The following is a 22836-nucleotide window of genomic DNA, read 5'->3' on the forward strand; positions in this document are numbered from 1 at the left end:
ATTTTAGTATTTCGAGGTTTTATTAAGTTTAATTTTGTTCTATTTTTTTATTTATCTCCCGTTTTTAAAAATTTGTAGACCATTCCAAGTAGAAAATACTGCCTCAAGGTCGTAGTCGAATTGAAATAGGTGCTATTGGAAGAAGATCCAAAATAATTGGATACGTTTTGGTTTAAAATATCGAATGCGGACAATTTCAACTCGCCTTTGCCCAATATGGGATAATAGACAGATGCATTGACGATATGTAGGTTTTGTCGTTGGTTATTGATGCCGACCACTTGGTTCTTAATGTTATAAGAGCTTTCCAATCTGAATTTTTTGATATTATTCAATAATAAAGTAGCGCCATACCGCTTTGTATTGTTGTTCATGTCCCTGAAGTTTTCAGAGTCGAACTTAAACTTAGTGTTATTGGTATTGAATTCAAACATGGGCGTAAAGGTGAACACATTTTTATAGGTCAGGGTCAATGTATTATTGAAATTACTGAAAAAAACAGATCCAATGTTTTCCTCTCCATTGACCTTACTGTAGGTATCCTGAAGTACTCCGTAGCCATATCCGTTATAATTCAAATTCCAGACTTTGTTTTGGATTATAGTTTTTGAAAAGGATAAATAGTAGTTTTTTACCTCAGTAGGTCCGGCCTGGTAATATTGCCCCGTGCTAAAGCTAGTCTGTACATCATAGGTCCTGGAATGGGCAATGCTATTGGAGTTCTTGGTCCATCCAGCAGATACATTGAGATTGATTTTAGATTTTGAAAAGAATTTATTGTAAGAAATCCTATAATTTTCTTTCAGGTTGTTTTCGAAAAATGGACTTGCAATTCGAAGATAATTGGGTGACAAATCTGATTTTACCGTTACTATGGAATAATAGCCCGGAGCTTCTAGGTCTTTATGATAATTGAAGTTTAATCCCTTATAAGAGATGTTCATGTCCGGGAGCCAATGGGATTCCTCTATTTTTCTGTTTTCCAATTTTTGGTAATAGTCAAAATGATTGGAAAATGAACCCCATTTGAGACCAAGGGAAATGGGTAGGTTTTTTATGAATTGAACATTCCATTTCGTTCCAATAATAAAATTTTTATTCAGCAAGCCCTTGTCATTGGCAACATCATTTCGGTTCTGAAGGATATCGGAATTTATGCTGTTTAGAATATCTTCTGTGGAGGTCTGCTCATTTAGGTTCTGATGTCCAAAAACATCAAAATTTACCTTCTTACCCAATGGAATCTGTAAATTGAGTTGATGGCTAAGATTGAATGTGCTAGTATTTGTTCTTTGTCGGTTAATCTGATGAAAAGCGCTGTCATCCAATAGGAAAAATTGAGTATTAGAGGTATTATTATCTGTAGAGGATCCATTTTGGTTCGAAATCCCCTGATTTAGGGAAAGCAACCATTTGTTCTTAAATTTCTTTTCAGCATACAGGTTATGACCATAATTTAAGCCCTTATTGGAATCATCATTCTGAAATTCGCCTTGAGTAACCTTTTGCAAATTTTCTCGCCATCTTTCACCATAACCGCTAGCCGTTGATTTCCCTCGATTGCCTGAAAGAGAAGGGGAGAAGGTCACTTGGGAGGTCGTGTCGAGTCGATACCTCATGAAGCCTCTTAACTCGTGCGTATACCTCGAGTCATTGGACGTATTATTGTTACTGTTCTGTTCTGCGATCTCATTATAAAAGGAATTGGATTCGCTTCGGGAATCATAATAAAAATCGTGTTGGCCATAGTTGTACATCAGATTGACCTTCAGTTTTTTCTCAATGTCATAGTTGATGTTTACACCTGCAGAGATTTGGTTCATTAAGCCACTTGTCCCATAGTTGGTAAAGCTTCGATTTTCCGATCTATTCATCCCTCCATGTTCATTGAGTTCAGAATAGTCAAATCCTTGTCGGTTAATATTATTGGCGAAACCAATAAAACTGACCTGTAGGGTATCCCTAAAGGTATTGATCAAAGCCCCAGCTTCATATCGGTCTCGCGTGGCCGCCCCTCCATAAAGCTTGCCGAAATTGGCTTTTAAAAACTCTTTCTTCATCTTTAGGTTTAGGACAATCGGTAATTGGCTATCGTCTAAAATCTCCCTTTTAGATTCACCTTTGTCCTTGATGACCTGGACCACATCAATTAAAGAAGCATCTAAATTTCGGGTTGCTATTTTCAGATCCTGTGCAAAAAAATCTTTGTTGTTCACCCGGACACTTTGTACCTGCCGACCTTGATAGTAGATTGTTCCATCCGAGTTAACCTGTAAGCCTGGTAATAAACTGATCAATTCCTCCACATTAGCATTAGGTCTAGTCTTGAAATAGCTGGCTTTATATTCTAAGGTATCTCCATTCAATCGGATCGGTGGCACAGCCGTAATCTCAATCGCTTCGATGGCATTCCCTTTCAAGATTATGCTGTCCATTTTTAGCTTTTCATTGGGCTTTAAGTTGATTTTCTTTTGAAAAGCCGAACTGTTGACATGGGAAATATAGAAGGTCAATTCTTTATTGGTTGGAATTCTGACCAATTCAAACTCGCCCTTTTCATTGGTCAAGGCATAGGTAACAACCAAAGAGTCTTGTTCGGAAACGAGGGATACGGTTGCTTTTTCGAGTGGGTTAAGTTCGGAATCAAAGACTTTTCCTTTAATACCAGCATTATTTTGAGCGTGCGCAAAACTGAAGGTCAATACAAGAAAAGTGATGAGGTAGATTTTCTGCATATGGGTTAATAATGGTTAGTTGTCCTAAATTAGTTTATTTTTTTTGACTAATAATTCCCATAGCTAGGATTTAACATTATTTAGCGATTTGGAATAAATAATTTAGCTTAAAAACGAAAGCCCCAACTTTTGTTGAGGCTCTACTTTCATTTGATAGATAGATGTGAACTTAATTTTTTCTAATAAATATCAAATGGGTTTTATTAATATACTGTGTGAAATTTAAGCTGGGATCATACCATGCGGATCGATCACATATTTTCTGGCGGCTCCTTTGTCGAAATCTGCATAGCCTTGCGGTGCTTCATTCAAGCTGATAACCTGAACATTTACAGCATCGGCAATTTTGATTTTATCATACAAAATAGCGTTCATCAACTGGCGATGGTACTTCATGACCGGACACTGTCCGGTGTGGAAGCAATGTGATTTTGCCCAACCCAATCCAAACCTGATCTTCAGGTTTCCTTGTTTTGCAGCTCCATCTACCGCCCCGGGATCTTCCGTAACGTATAGCCCCGGAATACCAATTGCGCCACCAGCACGGGTGATTTCCATCGCTTGATTTAATACCACCGCTGGTTGTTCCTCCGAACTGCCCCCATGTGAATGGGCCCTTGCTTCAAATCCTACACAGTCCACAAAGCAGTCCACCTCGGGAACACCAACGATGGCAGCAATCTGTTCGGAAAGTTCCTCACCTGTATTTAAGTTGACCGTTTCACAGCCAAAACTCTTGGCCTGGGCCAATCGTTCTTCATTTAAGTCACCTACGATTACCACTGCTGCGCCCAAAAGATGGCAGCTTGCTGCACAGGCCAATCCTACCGGACCCGCACCCGCTACATACACTACCGATCCCGGACCTACACCCGCCGATACAGCACCATGAAAGCCCGTAGGGAAGATGTCTGACAACATCGTCAGGTCGCGGATATATTCCATGGCCTGTTCATTGTCTGGAAATTTCAAGAGGTTGAAATCTGCATAAGGCACCATGACATATTCAGCTTGGCCACCAACCCAACCGCCCATGTCTACATAACCATAGGCAGCTCCGGGTCGAGACGGATTTACATTCAGACAGATGCCCGTCTTTCCTTCTTTACAGTTTCTGCACCTTCCACAGGCAATGTTAAATGGAACAGATACGATATCACCTACATCGATGAATTCTACGTCCCTTCCTTTTTCGACTACCTGTCCTGTGATTTCATGGCCTAAGACCAAACCTGCCGAAGCCGTTGTCCGACCTCGAACCATGTGTTGATCTGATCCACAAATATTAGTTGAAACGATCTTTAGGATAACCCCATGCTCACATTTGCGATCTCCTAAAGCCAGTTTTGGGTAATCTATTTCTTGTACCTGAACCTCACCGGGGCCCATATATACAACACCGTGATTTTGACACATAATAAATAGCTTTAATTAAACATTGAGATTTAATAATTCTGGACTATACTGCCGATGCTCCAGCTGCTGCAACCGCATGGTCATCTTCCACCGTACTGCCACTCACGCCAACTGCACCGATGATCTTGCCACTACCGTCTTTGATCACTACTCCACCTGGGAACGTAATCAAGCCATTATTGGAATGTTCAATGTTGTAAAGAGATCCTCCTGGTTGTGATAACTTGCCGATTTCTCCAGTGTCCATATTAAAGTATCGAGCAGTTCTCGCTTTCTTCTGTGATATATCAATAGATCCTAACCAGGCATCGTCCATCTTGTTGAAAGCAACTAGATTTGTCCCTGCATCCACAACGGCAATATTCATTTTTACTCCTAATTCCTCAGATTTTTTAAGGGCTGCATCTACAACTTTTCGTGCTTGTTCTAATGTGATGTTACTCATAGCTTATGTTTTTTTAAGTTTATAAACATAAAGTTATTCCATAATGCCTTGGATTGGTGTAAGTATAGTTTCATTAAGTATTACGATAGTTCCAAAAAATAAATTTAACTTTAGGCTATAAAAACCTCAAATCCGAATGAACAATACCATTGATTTATTGTCTTTACAGACGCCTGAACATTTGCGAAGTGGACAGGAACATCAGACGCGATTTGATTGTGGCGAGTTTGAAGTCAATATTTTTGAGACTTTTCAGTCTTCCACTAAAGTGAAGATTACCTATGAGGGGCTTTCCATTTCCAGTATGATCCGTGGTTATAAAACAGTCTATACTAAAAAAGGGGAGAGCTTTAAATTCCTTCCCGGAACTTCCTTGATTCTTCCAGAAGGTGAGACCATCTATGCGGACTTTCCCGAAGCGGACTTGAAGAACCCTGTACAATGCGCAACCATTCTTATTTCTAGGGATTCCTTGGAAAATCAATTCAAGTTCCTGAATCAAAACTACCCTGAAAAGGAGCAATGGAATCTGGATTTCTCCAATTTCCACTTTAATAATAATCCTGGCTTGGTTCGCGCATTCAATGAGCTGCTACAGGTGGCCACGCAAACCGATCCGAACATTCCATTGAGCGACCTCTTACTGAAATCTTTGTTGATCAGGATCAAAGAGTCGCAAAAGGAACATGCGAAAGAACAAAATAGCCTGACTGCAAAGAGCCAATTGCACGTCATCAAAAACTATATCCGCGAAAACCTTGGACAAACCCTAAATACAGAACTCCTGATGAAGATCGGTAACTGTAGCAAGAGTACTTTGCATCGTATGTTTGAAGCGTACTGTGGAAAGACTCCTGGTGCCTATATCTTACAGGAAAGGATGCTCAATGCTAGGAACCTGCTATTACAGGCAGATTCCAATGTTTCTGAAGTAGCCTATAAAACCGGCTTCAGTTCATTGAGTTACTTTGTAAAACAGTTTAAAGCCTTCCATAACTGTACCCCTGGAGATTTCATCAAGAAATTTGGGAAGTAATCCTTCTTTTTATAAAATATTACCTAATTATTCCTGCTTCTTATTGACCTTATTCGAGACTCATTCCGAATTTTCGCAAGCTGTCCCGAATATGGGTAAAACAAGGGTCGAAGCATTCTCGGATTTCTGAAACCATTTCATTTTAAATTGTTTACTGAAAAAATGAAAGATTTATTGAAAAAGAATATGGAATTATACTGCCGAAAGCATCCTATTTAAAAGGAAAACAGTACAAGGGATTGTTTCCATCTCGAAATATATATGATTTTTAGCTATGTAAGTGGTTTGAAAATTGTATTTTTAGTAGAGTATCCTTGGCGTGTAAAGCAATTTAAATAACCAACATTCGATCTAATCCAATCGTTATGAGTGAAAAATTCTTAATTGATGAACAGACCTTACAAGATATCCAACTTAGGGATAGGCATAACCGTACTATTTTAGAATTCTTTGACCATACCATTACCGATGGGGGAATGTACTATTTAATGGATGTGTTCTATAATCCAGTCTTGGATGTGGATGTTATTAAGGATCGGCAGACCAAGATCCGCCGTCTAGAGCCTGTCGCCGATCAAGATTTTTTATTCTATAGGGTGATTGTGAAGGATTTGGAGAAATATGTCAAATCCTCGCATTCCGGTCGTGCAGCGTCATTAACCTTGATGGATTTTATTGGGGTTCGGAGTCCGGTTTATTATTATAAGAAAAGGTCCATTCAAGAGGCCTGTGACTTTATGATCAAATGCCGCGATTATTATTTGCAGATCAACAAGGATGTGAAATATCCCGACGTGGAAGAAATCCTTCAATTAATCGAGGATTGCCTATCTATGATTTTCAAAAAGAAGAAATATGATGCGGATAAGCTGCGCATCAATATCTTTAATATCGAGAATTTTGATAAAATGGTACGCTATACCTTGGCGCCAAAGATCAAAAAGATCATTACTTTCTTTTATGAGATCGATGCTTTCTTGTCGGTGGCAAAGGTCTCCAAAGCGCATGGTTTTTGCTATCCGGAGGTCTATCCGAAAAATCAGACCGGAGTGATCGAGATGAAAGGGGTTTACCATATCTTCCATAAGAATCCTGTAAAGAACGATGTCAGGATGGCGAGGGACAAAAAGATCTGGTTTTTGACAGGGGCCAATATGGCTGGGAAGTCTTCGATCATCAAGACGATTTCATCAGCACTTTATCTGACCCATATCGGCTTTCCAGTTCCAGCAGATTCTATCAAGACCGATTTGATCAATGGTGTATTTACCAGTATCAACCTGCAGGATAACCTAGAAATGGGCTATAGCCATTTTTATGTGGAGGCCATGCGATTGAAAACGATCGTGGACCAATTGCCTAAGGATTCCAATGCGGTGATTATCTTGGATGAATTATTTAAGGGGACCAATCATAGTGATGCTTCCAATGCCATATTAAAGGTATTACAGAATTTAGCCGAAGTTGATGGACCGTATGTGATCGTTTCATCCCATATAACCGAACTTTCTAAGGAACTAGAACATATTCCTTCCGTCGGATTCTTTAAAATGAACATTGAGAGCGATCCCGAAGGCTTACCAATTTTTACCTATAAGATCAAAGAGGGGGTAGCCGAGGAAAAATTGGGGATGTGGTTGCTGAAGAAAAGTGGCGCATTTGACTCTATTGATAAGATAAAAAATACGGCAGATACAACTTCTTAAGATTATATTAAAGAACAGTAAAAGAAGTAACATAATTATTTCAGAAAAAACACCTCCAAATATCTTGGAGGTGTTTTTTATTCGTTAAATTTAGAGTAACTTAATTCCAAGGCATTTGCTGATTGACAAATAAATGCTTGAATAAACCTAAATCATAGCTTTATGAAAACATTTTTCCGGAGAACCGAAATGCTCGCCGTTATGGTAGTTCTTTCCATGCTATTTTTTTCTTGTACGGGTCAGACTAAACCCGCAAAGGACCAAACCCTGGAAGTTGAAAATATGGAGGTTGGAGTAGGACTGTATTCATTCAATCGTTTTCCTTTCGATAAATCGGTGGAAATGGCAAAAGCTGCCAATTCCCAAAAAGTGGAAGGCTTCTCCTTTCATAATTTAGGAGAGCGGTTCGGAGGGAAGGTAATTGCTTCATTGACGGATGAAGAGATTGCGAAAATGAAGGGAATATTGGATAGCAACCAAGTTCAGATGGTTTCCATGTACGCTGATGGAAAAACGATAGAAGAATGGGAGCAGCTCTTTAACCAAGGTCAAAAACTAGGCTTACATTTTTTGGTCGGCGAACCTGATCCGCAGTTGCTGGATAAAATCAATGAATTGGCCGGACAGTATAAACTTCCATTAGCCATCCATGAGCATGCAAAAGGATTGAGTCGTTATTGGCATCCTGACAGCGCCATGGCAGCTGTAGAAGGGCGGGATCATCTGAAGGTATGTGCTGATATTGGACATTGGGTAAGAAGTGGTCTGGATCCGGTGGAATGTTTACAAAAAGTAGAAGGCAAATTGCTGAGCTTACATGTCTAGGATCTGGATGCGAGTGGAAATATGGAAGCAAAAGATGTTGCGATTGGAGCAGGAGTGATTGATTATGACAAGGTATTTGCTGAATTGAAGCGTCAGCATTTCTCAGGTGATATCTTTATAGAATGCGAGCATAATTGGGATAATAATTTTGAGGAAGTAAAAGAATCCGTAAATTATATCAGGCAAAAAGCCAAATAAACCTTTTGATAAAAATAAGCTACGACATATGAAACTAAGAAGCAAAGAATGGTTTGCTAGAAAAGGCAAGGATGGCTTCATCTATCGCGCATGGATGAAGAACCAGGGAATTCCAGCAGATATGTTTGAAGGAAAGCCGGTGATAGGCATCTGTAATACATGGTCAGAATTGACACCATGTAACGCCCATCTTCGTGATCTAGCGGAGGCTGTAAAAAAAGGCGTATTGGAAGCAGGTGGTTTTCCATTGGAGTTTCCAGTAATGTCCTTAGGGGAAACCCTAATGAAGCCAACAGCAATGTTGTTTAGGAACCTCGCGAGCATGGACGTTGAAGAGTCCATCCGGGCGAACCCCATGGATGGAGTCGTGTTATTGGTGGGTTGTGATAAGACCACACCATCTTTGGTAATGGGTGCTTGTAGTGTGGATCTTCCAAGTATCGTAGTTTCAGGGGGCGCCATGTTAACAGGTAAATTTAGAGGGAAGGATATTGGTACCAGTGATGTTTGGCGATTTGCGGATGATTCCAAAAAAGGACTTATTTCTGAAGAGGAGATGAATATGGCTGAAGCAGGGATGTGTCGTAGCATTGGACATTGTGCGGTAATGGGAACAGCATCGACCATGGCAGGTATGGTGGAGTCCTTAGGGATTACCTTACCTGGCAATGCAGCTATTCCTGCGGCTGATTCCAGAAGAAAGGTATTGGCAAGGATGTCAGGTCGCAGGATCGTGGAGATGATCAAGGAAAACCTGAAATTATCCGATGTATTGAAACGCGAAGCTTTTGAGAACGCCATTAAGGTGAATGCCGCTATCGGAGGTTCAACCAATTTTGCAATTCACTTGATGGCCATTGCAGGTAGGATTGGTGTGGATCTTAACCTAGAAGATTTCGATCATTATTCAAAGGATATACCTTTAGTAGCCAATCTGCAACCTTCGGGGCAGTATTTCATGGAAGACCTGTACTATGCAGGTGGCATACCGGCCGTGATGAACAGTATCAAAGGATCCCTGAATGCCGATATTTTGACAGTAAGTGGCAAGACCGTTGCCGAGAATATACAAGATCAAGAGAGTCTGAACGATGATGTGATCTCAACCAAGGATAATCCATTCAACCCTATATCAGGGATTGTGGTGCTCAAGGGGAATCTCTGTGAGAATGGGGCAGTACTGAAACCTTCGGCGGCTACGCCAGAATTGATGAAGCATACAGGGAAGGCGGTCGTATTTGAGAATATTGAAGATTATAAAAACAGGATAGATTCGGATGATCTGGATGTTGATGCCAATTCGGTTTTGGTCTTAAAAAATGTTGGGCCTAAAGGCTATCCGGGTATGCCTGAGGTCGGCAATATGGGTATCCCTAAGAAATTGCTGGATATGGGCGTAACGGATATGGTCAGGATTTCAGATGGGCGGATGAGTGGAACTGGTTTTGGAACGGTGGTATTGCATGTGTCGCCAGAGTCAGCTGTAGGCGGGACCTTAGCATTAGTCCAAAATGGTGACCTGATCGAATTGGATGTGGAAGCGCGGAAATTGAATCTATTGCTTGACGATGCGGAGTTGGAGAGTAGAAGGCAAAATTTAAAAGTTGAAGGAAATCCATATACCCGCGGGTATTGTAAGTTATATGTGGACCATGTGGAACAGGCGCATTTAGGAGCAGACCTTGATTTTCTTAAGGGAGGTTCCGGAAGCGAGGTGCTTCGTGATTCGCATTAACAGTTATTAAAAGATAAAGTATGGAACAAAAAAGATTTGTAAATAAAACGGCCATAGTGACGGGTGCTGGGAAAGGGATAGGGTTTGAGATTGCCAAGAGTTTGGTTTTGGAAGGAGCAACAGTTGTCTTAAATGATGTGGATCCGGGATTATGTGATGAGGCCACAGCTCAATTAAAAGAGATTGGAAACTGTTATTCCTTTGCCGGCGATGTATCAACAGCCAGTTTTAATCAGGAAATCGTTGACTTTGCCGTTTCAAAGACGGGAACCTTAGATATAGTGATGGCCAATGCGGGAATCACTTTATTCGGGAGTTTCCTGGAATATAAAGCAGAAGATTTATATAAAGTGCTACAGGTAAATATTGGTGGCACTTTCTTTTTGGCGCAAGCGGCAGGAAAATATTTTATAGAACAAAAGAAGAGAGGTTCTATTCTGTTCACCTCTTCAGTGACAGGGCACCAAGCGCATAAGGAACTTGCAGCCTATGGAATGACCAAAGCTGCGGTTGAACTATTAGCTAAGCATTTGGTCTTGGAGCTTTCACCTTTTGGGATCAATGTCAATGCGGTAGCACCGGGGGCGACATTGACGGAAAGAACAATGGAAGATCCAGAATATAAAAAGACTTGGGCACATCTGACTCCGATCGGTTCTGCTGCTTACCCAAGTGATATTGCCCAAACCGCACTTTTCCTGGTCAGTGAACAAGCGCGGCATATTACGGGGCAGACGATTGTTGTAGACGGTGGTTGGTCTGCAGTAAGTCCGTCCCCATATTAGTGTGAAAAAAGGTTATGAAAATAAATTCAGTGTATAAGTTAAAATTAAAGTGATTATGGAAAACAGAAAATTGAGGATGGGCATGATCGGTGGGGGACAGGGATCTTTTATTGGTGCAGTTCATCGATCTGCAGCCTTGTTGGATGGGAAGATAGATTTGGTATGCGGGGCATTCAGTTCGCGACCAGAGGTTTCTGCCCAATCTGGTAAAGATTTGGCCTTGCCAGCGGATCGTGTTTATTCTTCTTTTCAAGAAATGATCGAAAAGGAAATGGAATTGCCTGCGGATGTCAGGATGGATTTCGTTTCCATAGTAACACCAAACCATGCTCATTTTGAGCCTGCTGTTTTGGCTTTGAGGAATGGTTTCCATGTTGTTATCGATAAACCGGTAACATTTACCCTTGATGAAGCTAAAGCCTTGGCCAAAGTGGTTGAAGAAACTGGTTTGATGTTGGCATTGACCCATACTTATGTGGGTTATCCGATGGTAAAACAGGCAAAAGATTTGGTTGAAAAAGGCTTGATCGGCAAGATCCGCAAGATCTTTGTGGAGTACCCACAAGGTTGGCTAACCAAGGGAATCGAGAATACAGGCAGTGTTCAGGCAGCATGGCGAACAGATCCTGCCCGAAGTGGGAAAAGTGGTTGTATGGGCGATATCGGTACCCATGCGGCGCATTTAGCGGAGCATATTTCAGGGCTCAAAATAACGCATCTATGTGCGAATTTGAATATTTACGGAACCGACCGGGTAATTGATGATGATGGGGATGTATTATTGAAATTTGAGGATGGTGCAACTGGAGTGCTGAGTGCATCACAGGTAGCGACAGGTGAAGAAAATGCTTTAAAGATCCGCATTTATGGAGAGAAAGCAGGTTTGGAATGGAGGCAAGAGGAGCCGAACTCTCTGTTCGTCAAATGGGATAACCAACCGATCCAGATCTATAGGACTGGAGGCAATCAAGTTTATTCGATGTGCCAAGCGACGGGTGCCTTTACCAGAACACCGACGGGACACCCTGAAGGCTATATTGAAGCGTTTGCCAATATCTATCAATCTTTCGCTGCTCGACTGTTGCAGAAAATAACGGGGGATAGCAGTGAAATTGCCTTTCCTGCTTATCCGAATATTGAAGAAGGTATCCGGGGCATGTTATTTATTGATCGGGTATTGGAGTCCAATCAGTCTGAAGCCAAATGGACGGCATTTTAAAATATTAAACTCATCATTTGATGAGTTTTTTTGTTTTTAGGGAGGCAAGTTCTCTAAAAATATAAGCTTGAAAATTTATCTTAAAATCGTGAATTATTTCATTGTATTTTAGCGGATTAATTATTAATTTCTAAGCTGAAATAGAGTCTTAAATTATTAAATAATTTCAATAATATAATTTTTATAAATTATTAATAATCAGTATGTTGTAATTGTTATTAATGGTTAATTTGATTGAATTGCTTGAATAGTTTATTTATCTTTATGCCTCTAATCTGATCAATTATGCTAAATAGAAAGGAATGTCAGCTTTCCATCCGAAAGTGGCAATCTTCAAAAGGCAATATAAATGAAATTTTGAGGGTATTTCCTTCGAACTTCATTTTTAAGGTAACTGAAGAAAGTATCAAATGGGTACTGAAGAATAACGATAATGAATGTTTTGTTGTCAAGATGGGAATCCATGATGACAAGGCGATCGTTATATTTTATCCTTTGGATCCTTCTGGTCAAGAAAAGGATCTTAAAGAATATCCTATTTCCTTTTTAGGGCCGTTGGAATCTGATATAAAATTTGTGGAGCAGGAGGTCAGGACCCAAACCAAGGTAGCGGTTTTATCCTGTGATCTGAAGGTGATTTCGCGGGTCGTGGAAGAGTCACAGCCGTTATATCAGCATCAGATTGAATGTCAGGATACCATTTTGGAACAAGTGGAAGATTGGAGGAATGAGTCGGCGGATTGGTTCTTTAAACAGATCAAGGAAACAAAAGGCGAGAGCATCTTCAATTTATTCCATGTTCCGATCGAGGACCTGGAGGATGGGAGCCGTGATATTATAGGATTATTTGCATTGAAATATTCAAAAATATATTCAGAGGTGTTGCCAACGATAATTTTCGTTCACCATGAGGGGGCAGTATTAGGAAATTCGAAATTGCATTCCATCCAGACGAATTTATATAATTGGTCGCAGCCTTGTCCACCATTTTGTAAACCAAAAGGTGGTTAACCCATTTTATGAAGATAAATTATGTTCTTTTTTTACTTGACAATTGGCTTGTCCAATGTCATGTTGTTGCTAGCGAGTCTTTGGAATATTAAGTACCATTTTGAGTTCAGTGTCCCAGCCAGGAATCTGAGGTATTTTCTTCTTTTTCTCTTGGGGATCGAGCTTGTTTCGAAACTGTTGATTTATGTGTTTTCTGTAGAGAAAACCGAGTTTTTGTTCAATATTTTTGTTGCCGGGGAACTCTTATTATTAACGAATTTTACCAATAGTATAGTATCTAAGAAAAGCAGGTTGTCCATGGTATACCTGGCGCTGTTTTTATTTTTGATAGGAGCTGCTACTATCCACAATTTCATTCAGGTCGTGACCTGGATGAAATGGATAAAACCAATCTCCAATATTATAATAGTTTTTGAATTAGGCAGGTGTTTATTACATGCATTGAAGTCGGGTTTTAAATCAAACAATCCCGGACTCTTTCAGGTATTGTTTGCCCTCTTGCTCTATTACTTTGTTTCGACCATACTGTTTTTGATTTTAAATCAATTGAGTAATCTGAAGATCGAGTATGCGGGCTATTTGTGGTCAATAAACAACATTCTGTCCTGTAGCTTATATGCCGTATGTCTGTATTACTTTTTTTCCTTTCGAAAATTTACATCGAAATCTATGAGATAATCATCTTGTTGATTTTGGCCATTATGATTGTGCTATTCGTAATCGTCCTTTATAACCAATACTATAAGAAAATCCAGGAGGAGAACGATCTCAGGCATGAACAGGAGCTGAAATTTCAAACGGAGACTAAGGCTTTGGCGATCAAGACCCAAGAAGAGGAACGAAAGCGGATAGCCAGGACATTGCATGATGAAATTGGTAATAAATTGCAGGTGCTGAAGCTTAATCTGATCTCCAATAAGGAACAGATTGAGTCGCAACAATATGATGCCTTGAGCGAAAAGATCGAACAGCTGATCGATTCTGCCCGAGAGATTTCGCATCGCATGTACCCAGTGAACCTGGAATATTTTGGGTTGATCCTGACCTTGGAAGAGATGAAACAGAATTTGATTGGTTATGAAGTCGATCTGTACCTGCATCAGCAGTATCAGGAAAGGCCTATTGATTTTGAAGTACAGATCTATCGGGTAATCCTGGAATTTATCAGCAACACCATCAAGCATGCTAAGGCAAATAAGATATCGATCTTGGTTAGAGATGGGCATTATTTCCTCAGTTTCCTGTTAAAGGATAATGGACTAGGCTTTGAAAAGGTAAATGGAAGTGGGATGGGGGTGTCCAATATTAGCAATCGGGTAGAATTATTAGATGGTAAATCAAAATTGAGTTCTTCATTAGGTAAGGGAACTAGATTAATGATGGTATTTCCCAAAATGGCGGTATGATGAGTGTGATGAAAATTGCTTTGATGGATGATGAGTCCTTGTTTGTTGAAGGACTGAGTATGTTGATAGGAAAGATTCCTAATTGTGAGGTAATCTATAAAAATACAAACCCTAGCACCTTGATCGCTGATTTCTCGGCAATGGATGAAGGTCAATTGCCTGATATCCTGTTGCTAGATATCCAAATGGAACCAATCTCCGGTTTGGTGCTGGTGGAGCAGCTCTTGCCAAACTTTCCGAAGATCAAGATCTTGATTTTATCTTCCCATTACAAGTCGAATATGATTGGGCACATGTTGAAGTTGGGGGTTTCAGGCTTCCTGCCTAAGGTAATAGATTTAGAATCCTTGCAACTGGCGCTGGAGACAGTTTATAAGACCGGCGTATATGTTACTGCTGCTGATTACCAATTGCTGCACCAATACCTTAATAATCCCAATAAAAAAGTCTCCTTTGACCTTAAGGATCAGTTGACGGAGCGCGAAATAGAAGTGATCCGCTTAATCTGTGAAGAATATACCAATATAGAAATTGCTGAGCAGCTCTTTTTGAGCAAGAGGACCGTTGAAAGCCATAGACAGCGGATCTTGGATAAACTGGGGCTTAAAAACACGGTTGGCTTGGTCATTTACGCCTTAGCCAATGAATTGTTTGTTCCAAAGAAATAGCATTCCGTATAAATACCTAATTGCAACTTGCCGTTTTTGTGCTCTAAAAAACAGGGGACAGGTTCATTAACTTTGATATATCAAGTTCAACGAAATTTAATTGCTAAGAATCTAAGACCAATCTGTTATGACACGAGAATTGAATAAGAAACCAGAAGAAAATGTAGATACCATAGAATCTACCTACTGCGATCCGAATTTGACCAATTACATCAACAGTATTGTAGCGTATAAATTTTTGTACAATGATTATCTAGAAGATCTGAGCTCGGAACATGCAGAGATCAAGATCAGGGCCGAGAAATGTTGGCAGGATAATGTGCAGAGCTTGGAAGCGAATATCAAGACGACCTTCCAAAAAATGATCGCGAGCAAAAGCAAATTTATTGGAGATGCCTTGCATATTTTCGAGCATACGATTCGGGATAATAAACGGATCAAGCTTTATGGGTAATACCCATATCAAAAATGTACCATACCAACTTTATTCAGGCTCTGAGCAGCTAATTATTTTGCCTGAGTAGTTTATTAACTAAGTAATAATGTAAAAGTTCCTAATTAGGTTAGGGACTTTTTTTTGTGGTTGTGAACTCGACTCTGCTCAATCAACCACTATTTTTAATTTTAAAAAAATGGCAGGGATTGATTGTTATTGCTCCATTAGTTTTCTCTATTATCACTGATTTTTAATCAAATAATGTACCCTCTGAACTACAAATAATATTTCCTAAATTTGATGTAAGAACCAATTGAAAACCCATGAAAACAAATCCAAAAAGAGGGAAAAGTGCTTACGTATTTTTCCTTATTTGCTTAGCTACTTGTTTGTTGTTTTCCAAACTTAGCTTTGCACAAGAATCCGTTAATTCCAAAGTCACTCATCATTTCCAAGAAGGAAAAGCAAAATATAATTTAGGTCAATACCCCGCAGCAATTTCAAGTTATACATCGGCATTGACTATTAAGCCCGTGGATTCCATTTACCTTAATCTGGCTGCTGCGTATTACCTGAATGGGGATTATGGAAAGGCTATGGATGCCATTAATTCAGGTCTAAGCCTAAAGCCCATCAGTACCGGTCCATATCTTAAATTGAGGGGAGAAACTTATTATGTTTTGAATAATATTGATGCTGCAATCGCTGATTATGATGCAATCATTAAGGTTGAAAGCGATTGTGTTCCTTGTTTTATCAATAGAGGGAAATACAAAACTGATAATGGTGAAATTGAAGATGCCATTGTGGATTTTACCCAAGCGATATCATTGTCCGACACTTCTTCAGTGGCATATTATCGTAGGGCAATAGCCAAATTTATGAACCAAGAGTTTGAAGAAGCTTTGGAGGATGCGGAACAATCAATTCGAATTAATCCGAATAACAGTACGCCCTATTTTACTAAAGGGGTCGTGAAGACCTTGATGAAGGATTATAAAGCAGCCCTCAGCGCATATTACAAGGTTAGTGAACTAAGTCCAACCTTTGAACCTGCCTATCAAGCTCGCGCCTATATTTTTGGAGATACTAAAGAATATCTGGAGGCGGTCAAGGAACTCAATCAGTCCATTGCGTTTAATCCTAGGCAATTTGAATCCTTCAGGAACCGAGGTACGATGTATTATTTTATGGGGGATTATGCCATGAGTTTAAAGGATTTCAATAAGGCCATTGAACTGAAACCGTCGGAAGAGGAGCTCTATCATAAAAGGGCCAAGGTATACAATGCAAACAAAATGTACAACGAGGCATTAGCTGACCTGAATAAGGCTATAGGAATGAATCCGGATTTTTATGAATACTATTTCCTTCGGGCGAATAATTATGAAGAGCTGAAGAAGTATGATCTGGCATTAACAGATTACAATCAGGCGCTAGAAATGAATCCTAAAGATTTTAGGGTTTATCGAATGCGAGGAGGTTTGTACAAGAAATTAAATAAAAATACGGAGGCTGAGACTGATCTTGAAAAAGCAAAAGAATTGGAAACAAATAGCCAAAATTAGGTTTATTAAGGAGACTGGAGACCGTCAAGGTATAACTGGGATCCATGTTAAAATGGATTGGAATTCTTTGACGATTACTGCTGATTCTCTGAATGAAAACCAGTAAGAAATGGCGAAAAGGATTTTTAAAACGGTAAGATTGAAAGATCAGAAAAAGATTAATTGATGATTATGGCATTGGGGTCTCGATGTATTTTTGCTAGGTTATCGCGCCATCGTTGTAATTCTTCAGGACTCAATCGCGGCCAATCACTTACCTCGGCTAGGACTTTCAAGGCAGCTTTACTTCGGTAGGATTGTGTAGGGTTGCCTGGGAATTTTTTATCCGTAACATTGGGGTCGTCCTCAAAATCACCTGTCACTTCGACCATATAAACCCGCGGCTCGGCATCACCGGGCGCTAGCTCGGCTGCTAAACCGGCACCATTGACCTGTAAGGTGAAGTATATATGGTTCATGATAACATCCGGGTGATAGTTTGATTTTCTTCCCGCTGTCAATAGATCGCCTACTTTTAAATCGGCTTTGGTGCCATGATAAAATGGTCCGTATTTGCCTTTTTTCAGGTCCTTTGCATACATAAATTGAAAGATTAGTTTTAGGATTTAATACTCATTAGAACGTTATGTTTTTCAGTATATTATTTTCAAAAATTAATTATCTTTATCTTGCTTTAGAGGAAATCCTTTAATCCAATAATTTATTTTCAAACTGACCTTTTCCTTAGAATTGAAAGGTCCTAAACCTATGTCAAATAATATGTCAAAATCAATCCAATCTGTATTTTGCCGGCTCCGCATTGTTGCTGTGTTCCTTTTCTTACTCATTCAAGGAACTTCTCTTGCGGCAGCTAAAACAACCTACATCCAACTTAGGGTCTATCATTTTCAGAATTCGCAGCAAGAACAACAATTAGATCAATATTTGGGGAATGCCTACTTGCCTGCCTTGCATAAACTTGGATTCAAACAGGTCGCCGTGTTTAAGCCTTTGAAGAACAGTGAAAATGTTGATAAACTTGTTTATGTCCTTACTTATTCGGAACGATTAGAGAATTTCGCAAAGCTGGATGTCAACCTGGAAAAAGACAAGCAATACCTGGAGGCCGGAAAGGCATATTTGGATTTAGCCCATAGCAATGCTCCATTCCAAAGGATAGAAACCATTTTGATGCGTGCATTTGATGGAATGCCATTTGTGGAATTGCCAAAACTGAAAGCCGCTAAAAGTGAAAGAGTCTATGAGCTGAGGAGCTATGAGGGGCCCACTGAAAAGCTTGCTGCGAATAAGGTTTCCATGTTCAATAATGGCGAGATCGATATTTTTAAGAAATTGAACTTCAATGCGGTCTTCTATGGTCAAGTCATCGCTGGCAGTACGATGCCTAATTTGATGTATTTGACTACTTTCGAGAATATGGCCGACCGAGAAGAACATTGGAAGGCATTTGGACCGCTTTACAAGCCAATGAGTGAAATGCCTCAATACCAAAATAATGTTTCTAAGAACGTGACCATACTATGTGCGCCGACTGCTTATTCTGACTATTAAGCCTTTGGATAAACGTATTTTTATTATCAATGAAACCCATTGAAAATAAATATATTGGGTCCACTTGTTTAAACAAAAGCCGTTTTATATTTTTATAAAATGGCTTTTGTTTTTTCAGGATTTTGATACCTAAAAAAGCTTAAGTTCAGGTTGAAGAATTTGACCGCCAATCACATTATTACACCTGACCATTCACCTAATTATTTACTATTTATGAAAACTAGAATTTCTTTCCAACGTTGTTGGTATTTCTCATTGTTATTTATTGCAGTTCTTTCTTGCCAAAAGGATAAGTTTAAGCCGGAGCTTTCTGCTGAAAACGAACTTGTTAGTTTTGTCTTTGCAGCCGATAAGCATCCGAATGTATTGAACGAGATTGAAACGGAAATCATTGGAGATACCATTTTTGCTCGAACCTTGGTGGGTACTAATGTGCAAGCATTGACACCAGACTTTGAACATAAAGGGGTTAAGGTTACGGTTAATAATGTCGAGCAGGTCAGTGGAAAGGATAAGCAGGATTTTTCTAAGCTGGTAAAATATACCGTAGCGGCTGAAAATGGTGATGGAAAAACCTATATCGTCAAATTTGTGGATACAGGCTTACCAGCCATTTACCTTTCTACGGATGGTAAACCCATTGAAAGCAAAGAGGATTATATCACAGGAAGTATTAAAATAACCAGTGGATTTGAAGGAAAGGTAGTTTATGAAGGGGTTACAGAGGTTAAAGGTCGGGGTAATTCCACCTGGTGGATGCCTAAAAAGCCATATAGAATAAAATTAGATAAGAAGGTGGCTTTATTGGGAATGCCTGCTGATAAGAGTTGGGCTCTATTGGCAAACTATGGCGATCAGTCATTGTTGCGAAATGAGATTGCTTTTGAAGTCAGCAGAAGATTAGATATGGGTTATACACCTCGTCAGCAGTATGTAGAGTTGTTCCTGAATGGAGAGTTTATGGGGAATTATACCCTAACAGAGCATATCAAAGAAGGAATTGATCGCGTCGCTATTGATGAGAAAAATGGTGGTTTTATCCTTGAAGGTGATGGTTATGCCTATTCTGAGCCTGTACATTTTATTACTGATCAAAATATGCCTATCACGGTTAAATTCCCAGATGAGGATGATATTACTCCGGCTCAACTGGAGTATATTACCAAGTATGTAGGCACTTTTGAGAACAGTTTGTTCAAGATTGGAGATCAAGTAAATTCCAATTATCAGGATTATTTTGATCTACCAAGTTTTGTGAATTACTATTTGGCAAATGAAATTTGTGGTAATTCGGATTTGCTTTGGAGCATGAGGATGTATAAGAAGAGCAGTTTAGATCCCAAGATCTATGTAGGTCCGGTTTGGGATTTCGATCTTGGATTTAATAACGATAAACGACTTGGAGACAGCCAAGAGGTTATGATGATGGATAAGGCGCATGAACCAAGAGCATGGATGAATAAATTGATGGTAGATCCTAGTTTCAAGAAATTGGTTAGGTCTCGCTGGAAAGAGGTTAAATCGAAATTGGAATCTATGCCCGAGTATATTGATCAAAGAGCAAAAAAGATCAGTTATAGTCAGAGGTACAACTTTAAACGTTGGGGTGTACTAGGTATGAATATCAATCAAAGTTGGTTTGTTGCAGCGACCCATCAAGAATATGTAGGTTTTGTTCGAGACTTCTTGACCAAACGTATTACTTGGTTGGATGGGGTAATCAACGGGCCACAGTTTGATTAATAGGGGAAATTGCCTACTTTTTAAATCTTTTTTGCTTTTCCTTAGGAATCAAAACGAAGATTTAAAAAGTAGCAAATTGTAACCCTTTTAATTGCCGATAATTAGCCTTTAGAAGTTCTCTTCAGTTAAGATATAATTAACCATTGCTCCCGTGAGGTTTCCGGCAGCAACAGCATTTGCCACTGAGCGCATAGGACTGGTATTATCGCCGCAGGCAAATACTCCTTCTATATTCGTCATTTGGAAAGAATCAGTTTTGATATACCCTTGCTCATTTAACTCACATCCTAATTCTTGAGGGATTTGGGAGTGCTGTATAAATGGAACTGAAGCATAAATTGCGTCGAATGGGACCTGGCTTCCATCAGTAAAGGTCACTGCATTTATGTTTCCTAGGTGATGCACAATTTCTAAAACTTCTTTGTCAATGATATCAATGTGATGATCCTTTAATTTTTGAAGTTGAACATCGGAAAAGTATGTTTTTCCAGAGGTCAAGATTGTAATGTTATCGGTCAGATTGTTTACCAATTGGGCAATATGGAATGCCTTTTCATTGTCAATCATAATAGCAGTCTTTTTGCCCTTGAACTCATATCCGTGGCAATAGGGACAATGGATGACAGAAATTCCCCAACATGCTGTAAAGCCTTTGATTTCAGGGAGCAGATCTTTAATGCCGGTAGCAAAGATTAATTTCTTTGCGAAGATTTTATCACCTTCTTCGGTCTGGATTTCAAATTTACCCTCTAGCTTTTTACCTTTTATAGCTTTAGCATTTAGGAACTCAATGCTCTTGTATTGAGCGACCTGTTCTCTAGCTCTTTCAGCAATAACCTTTGGTTTTTCTCCATCTTGGGTAATGAAATTATGGGAATGAGGGGTTTGCCGATTGCAAGGAATGCCATTATCAATGATTAGGGTGTTTTTCAACGAACGGCCTAAAGCCATTGCAGCAGAAAGACCAGCATAGCTTCCGCCAATAATTATGACGTCATATAAAGGTTTCAATTCCATAGTATCAAGAATAAATTGTTAATGTAATATTGACTAATTCACATAACAAATATAAAGGATGAAATGGAGATGTAACTGTGTTGCATTTAATCTTAATGTAAAAAAGGCTCAAACATTGTTTGAACCTTTTTTGATCCTTATGGAAAATTACAATTCAGCAGATTGTTGCCAGATGTTGATCCCGCCATCTTTGGCATATTGATCGACCTGTTTTAATTCTGTTTCTGTAAATTCTAGATTGTCTAAGGCACCGACGCAATCAATTACCTGTTGAACTTTACTAGCACCAATCAATGCCGAAGTTACTTTGCCATTTTTTAATACCCAAGCGATAGCCATTTGGGCTAAAGTCTGATTTCTACTTGCGGCAATTTCATTTAATGCCCAAATATTTTTTAGGTTTTCCTCCGTAAGAAAGTTCTTATTCAGAGATTTATCCTGATTCGCACGACTGTCTTGAGGGACTTCGTTTAAATATTTATTGGTCAACATACCTTGAGCAAGAGGAGAGAAGACAATGGATCCCAGTCCTAAATCCTCCAGCGTGTCCAAGAGATGATCTTCTTCCACCCATCGGTTCAACATGGAATAGCTAGGTTGATGAATAATAAATGGTGTACCTAAAGATTTTAAGATATCATAAGCTTCCTTTGTCCTATGAGTGTTATAAGAAGAAATTCCCACATACAGAGCTTTTCCAGAACGAACAATCTGGTCTAAAGCCAGCATCGTTTCCTCTAATGGAGTATTTGGATCAAAACGATGCGAATAGAAAATATCGACATAATCTACACCCATACGTTTTAAGGATTGATCACAGCTTGAAATCAAATATTTACGGCTTCCCCATTCCCCGTAAGGACCTGGCCACATCAGGTAACCGGCTTTGGAGGAAATGATCAATTCATCTCTCAGGCCAGCAAACTCCTCTTTTAAAATCCTTCCGAATGCCAATTCAGCACTTCCAGCTGGCGGGCCGTAGTTATTAGCTAAATCAAAATGGTTAATTCCTAGGTCAAAGGCAGTTTTGCAGATCTCAACCTTTCTGCTGTGAGGGGTGTCATCTCCGAAATTATGCCATAGTCCTAAGGAGATTGCAGGCAAATGTAATCCGCTTTTTCCACATCGGTTATAGATCATCTTGTCATATCGATCACTTTTTGGTTTCCAGTCCATTGTTTTTGTTTGTTTATTAGTTGATTTATCGATCAGAAGGATATGTTGTTCAAGGAATATCCTGTTTTGAACATTACTAATTTACCATTTATAGCTTGTTTTTAAATCTGATAATTGTCTTATTTTATGTTAATCTTACGAATTCTCCATTTCCTAAAAC

The 22836-nt window shown here is 39.4% G+C and carries 20 protein-coding genes; 14 read left to right on the forward strand and 6 right to left on the reverse strand.

Translation table 11 applies throughout. From position 1 onward, the window contains the following. Positions 1 to 47: 47 nt before the first annotated feature. From CKW03_RS06840 to CKW03_RS06850, 3 genes are all read right to left on the reverse strand, one after another. A complete protein-coding gene (locus tag CKW03_RS06840; RefSeq protein ID WP_093095261.1) occupies positions 48 to 2735 on the reverse strand; it encodes an outer membrane beta-barrel protein in 2688 nt (895 codons plus the stop codon). A 222-nt stretch (positions 2736 to 2957) separates the two neighbouring features. Further along, positions 2958 to 4151 carry a formaldehyde dehydrogenase, glutathione-independent gene (fdhA, locus tag CKW03_RS06845; protein ID WP_093095263.1) on the reverse strand — a complete coding sequence of 398 codons (1194 nt, stop codon included), beginning with the start codon at positions 4149 to 4151 and terminating at the stop codon, positions 2958 to 2960. Between the two features lie 43 nt (positions 4152 to 4194). Beyond that, entirely contained in the window at positions 4195 to 4596 is a 402-nt protein-coding gene (locus CKW03_RS06850) for a GlcG/HbpS family heme-binding protein (RefSeq protein ID WP_093095265.1), read from the reverse strand. Positions 4597 to 4732: 136 nt separating this feature from the next. Here CKW03_RS06850 and CKW03_RS06855 point away from each other — a divergent pair, with 136 nt between their 5' ends. From CKW03_RS06855 to CKW03_RS06910, 12 genes are all read left to right on the forward strand, one after another. Next, positions 4733 to 5632 carry a helix-turn-helix domain-containing protein gene (locus CKW03_RS06855; RefSeq protein ID WP_093095266.1) on the forward strand — a complete coding sequence of 300 codons (900 nt, stop codon included), beginning with the start codon at positions 4733 to 4735 and terminating at the stop codon, positions 5630 to 5632. A 365-nt stretch (positions 5633 to 5997) separates the two neighbouring features. Further along, complete coding sequence (locus CKW03_RS06860) at positions 5998 to 7338, forward strand: MutS-related protein (RefSeq protein ID WP_093095268.1); 1341 nt, start codon at positions 5998 to 6000, stop codon at positions 7336 to 7338. A 162-nt stretch (positions 7339 to 7500) separates the two neighbouring features. Beyond that, entirely contained in the window at positions 7501 to 8163 is a 663-nt protein-coding gene (locus CKW03_RS06865) for a sugar phosphate isomerase/epimerase family protein (RefSeq protein ID WP_139185405.1), read from the forward strand. A gap of 21 nt (positions 8164 to 8184) precedes the next feature. Further along, complete coding sequence (locus CKW03_RS20325; RefSeq protein WP_157739417.1) at positions 8185 to 8361, forward strand: hypothetical protein; 177 nt, start codon at positions 8185 to 8187, stop codon at positions 8359 to 8361. Between the two features lie 28 nt (positions 8362 to 8389). Further along, a complete protein-coding gene (locus tag CKW03_RS06870) occupies positions 8390 to 10096 on the forward strand; it encodes an IlvD/Edd family dehydratase (protein WP_093095271.1) in 1707 nt (568 codons plus the stop codon). A gap of 20 nt (positions 10097 to 10116) precedes the next feature. Continuing rightward, entirely contained in the window at positions 10117 to 10881 is a 765-nt protein-coding gene (locus CKW03_RS06875) for an SDR family NAD(P)-dependent oxidoreductase (protein WP_093095272.1), read from the forward strand. A 55-nt stretch (positions 10882 to 10936) separates the two neighbouring features. Beyond that, a complete protein-coding gene (locus CKW03_RS06880; RefSeq protein WP_169918983.1) occupies positions 10937 to 12100 on the forward strand; it encodes a Gfo/Idh/MocA family protein in 1164 nt (387 codons plus the stop codon). 285 nt (positions 12101 to 12385) lie between these two features. Further along, complete coding sequence (locus CKW03_RS06885) at positions 12386 to 13111, forward strand: hypothetical protein (RefSeq protein WP_093095274.1); 726 nt, start codon at positions 12386 to 12388, stop codon at positions 13109 to 13111. A 701-nt stretch (positions 13112 to 13812) separates the two neighbouring features. Then, positions 13813 to 14517: a sensor histidine kinase gene (locus CKW03_RS06895; protein ID WP_186811874.1), complete on the forward strand. Its 705-nt coding sequence runs from the start codon at positions 13813 to 13815 to the stop codon at positions 14515 to 14517. Beyond that, positions 14514 to 15185 carry a response regulator transcription factor gene (locus CKW03_RS06900; protein ID WP_093095278.1) on the forward strand — a complete coding sequence of 224 codons (672 nt, stop codon included), beginning with the start codon at positions 14514 to 14516 and terminating at the stop codon, positions 15183 to 15185. The genes CKW03_RS06895 and CKW03_RS06900 overlap by 4 nt, the downstream gene beginning before the upstream one ends. A 127-nt stretch (positions 15186 to 15312) precedes the next feature. Continuing rightward, positions 15313 to 15639, forward strand: coding sequence for a hypothetical protein (locus tag CKW03_RS06905; RefSeq protein ID WP_093095279.1), 327 nt, complete (start codon positions 15313 to 15315; stop codon positions 15637 to 15639). A gap of 305 nt (positions 15640 to 15944) precedes the next feature. After that, a complete protein-coding gene (locus CKW03_RS06910) occupies positions 15945 to 17189 on the forward strand; it encodes a tetratricopeptide repeat protein (RefSeq protein WP_093095280.1) in 1245 nt (414 codons plus the stop codon). Positions 17190 to 17347: 158 nt separating this feature from the next. Here CKW03_RS06910 and arr read toward each other — a convergent pair whose 3' ends face one another. Continuing rightward, positions 17348 to 17770, reverse strand: a complete 423-nt coding sequence (gene arr / locus CKW03_RS06915) for an NAD(+)--rifampin ADP-ribosyltransferase (protein WP_093095282.1) — start codon at positions 17768 to 17770, stop codon at positions 17348 to 17350. A gap of 178 nt (positions 17771 to 17948) precedes the next feature. Here arr and CKW03_RS06920 point away from each other — a divergent pair, with 178 nt between their 5' ends. Together CKW03_RS06920 and CKW03_RS06925 are read left to right on the forward strand one after the other, a co-directional pair. Beyond that, positions 17949 to 18740, forward strand: a complete 792-nt coding sequence (locus CKW03_RS06920; RefSeq protein ID WP_093095283.1) for an NIPSNAP family protein — start codon at positions 17949 to 17951, stop codon at positions 18738 to 18740. A 213-nt stretch (positions 18741 to 18953) separates the two neighbouring features. After that, complete coding sequence (locus CKW03_RS06925; protein WP_093095284.1) at positions 18954 to 20483, forward strand: CotH kinase family protein; 1530 nt, start codon at positions 18954 to 18956, stop codon at positions 20481 to 20483. A gap of 108 nt (positions 20484 to 20591) precedes the next feature. Here CKW03_RS06925 and CKW03_RS06930 read toward each other — a convergent pair whose 3' ends face one another. Further along, a complete protein-coding gene (locus tag CKW03_RS06930) occupies positions 20592 to 21500 on the reverse strand; it encodes an NAD(P)/FAD-dependent oxidoreductase (protein ID WP_093095286.1) in 909 nt (302 codons plus the stop codon). 147 nt (positions 21501 to 21647) lie between these two features. Continuing rightward, on the reverse strand, positions 21648 to 22676 hold the full coding sequence (mgrA, locus tag CKW03_RS06935) for an L-glyceraldehyde 3-phosphate reductase (protein WP_093095287.1): 1029 nt from the start codon (positions 22674 to 22676) through the stop codon (positions 21648 to 21650). Between the last annotated feature and the right edge of the window lie 160 nt (positions 22677 to 22836).

It is taken from the genome of Sphingobacterium mizutaii, from assembly GCF_900187125.1.
Taxonomy (GTDB): domain Bacteria; phylum Bacteroidota; class Bacteroidia; order Sphingobacteriales; family Sphingobacteriaceae; genus Sphingobacterium; species Sphingobacterium mizutaii.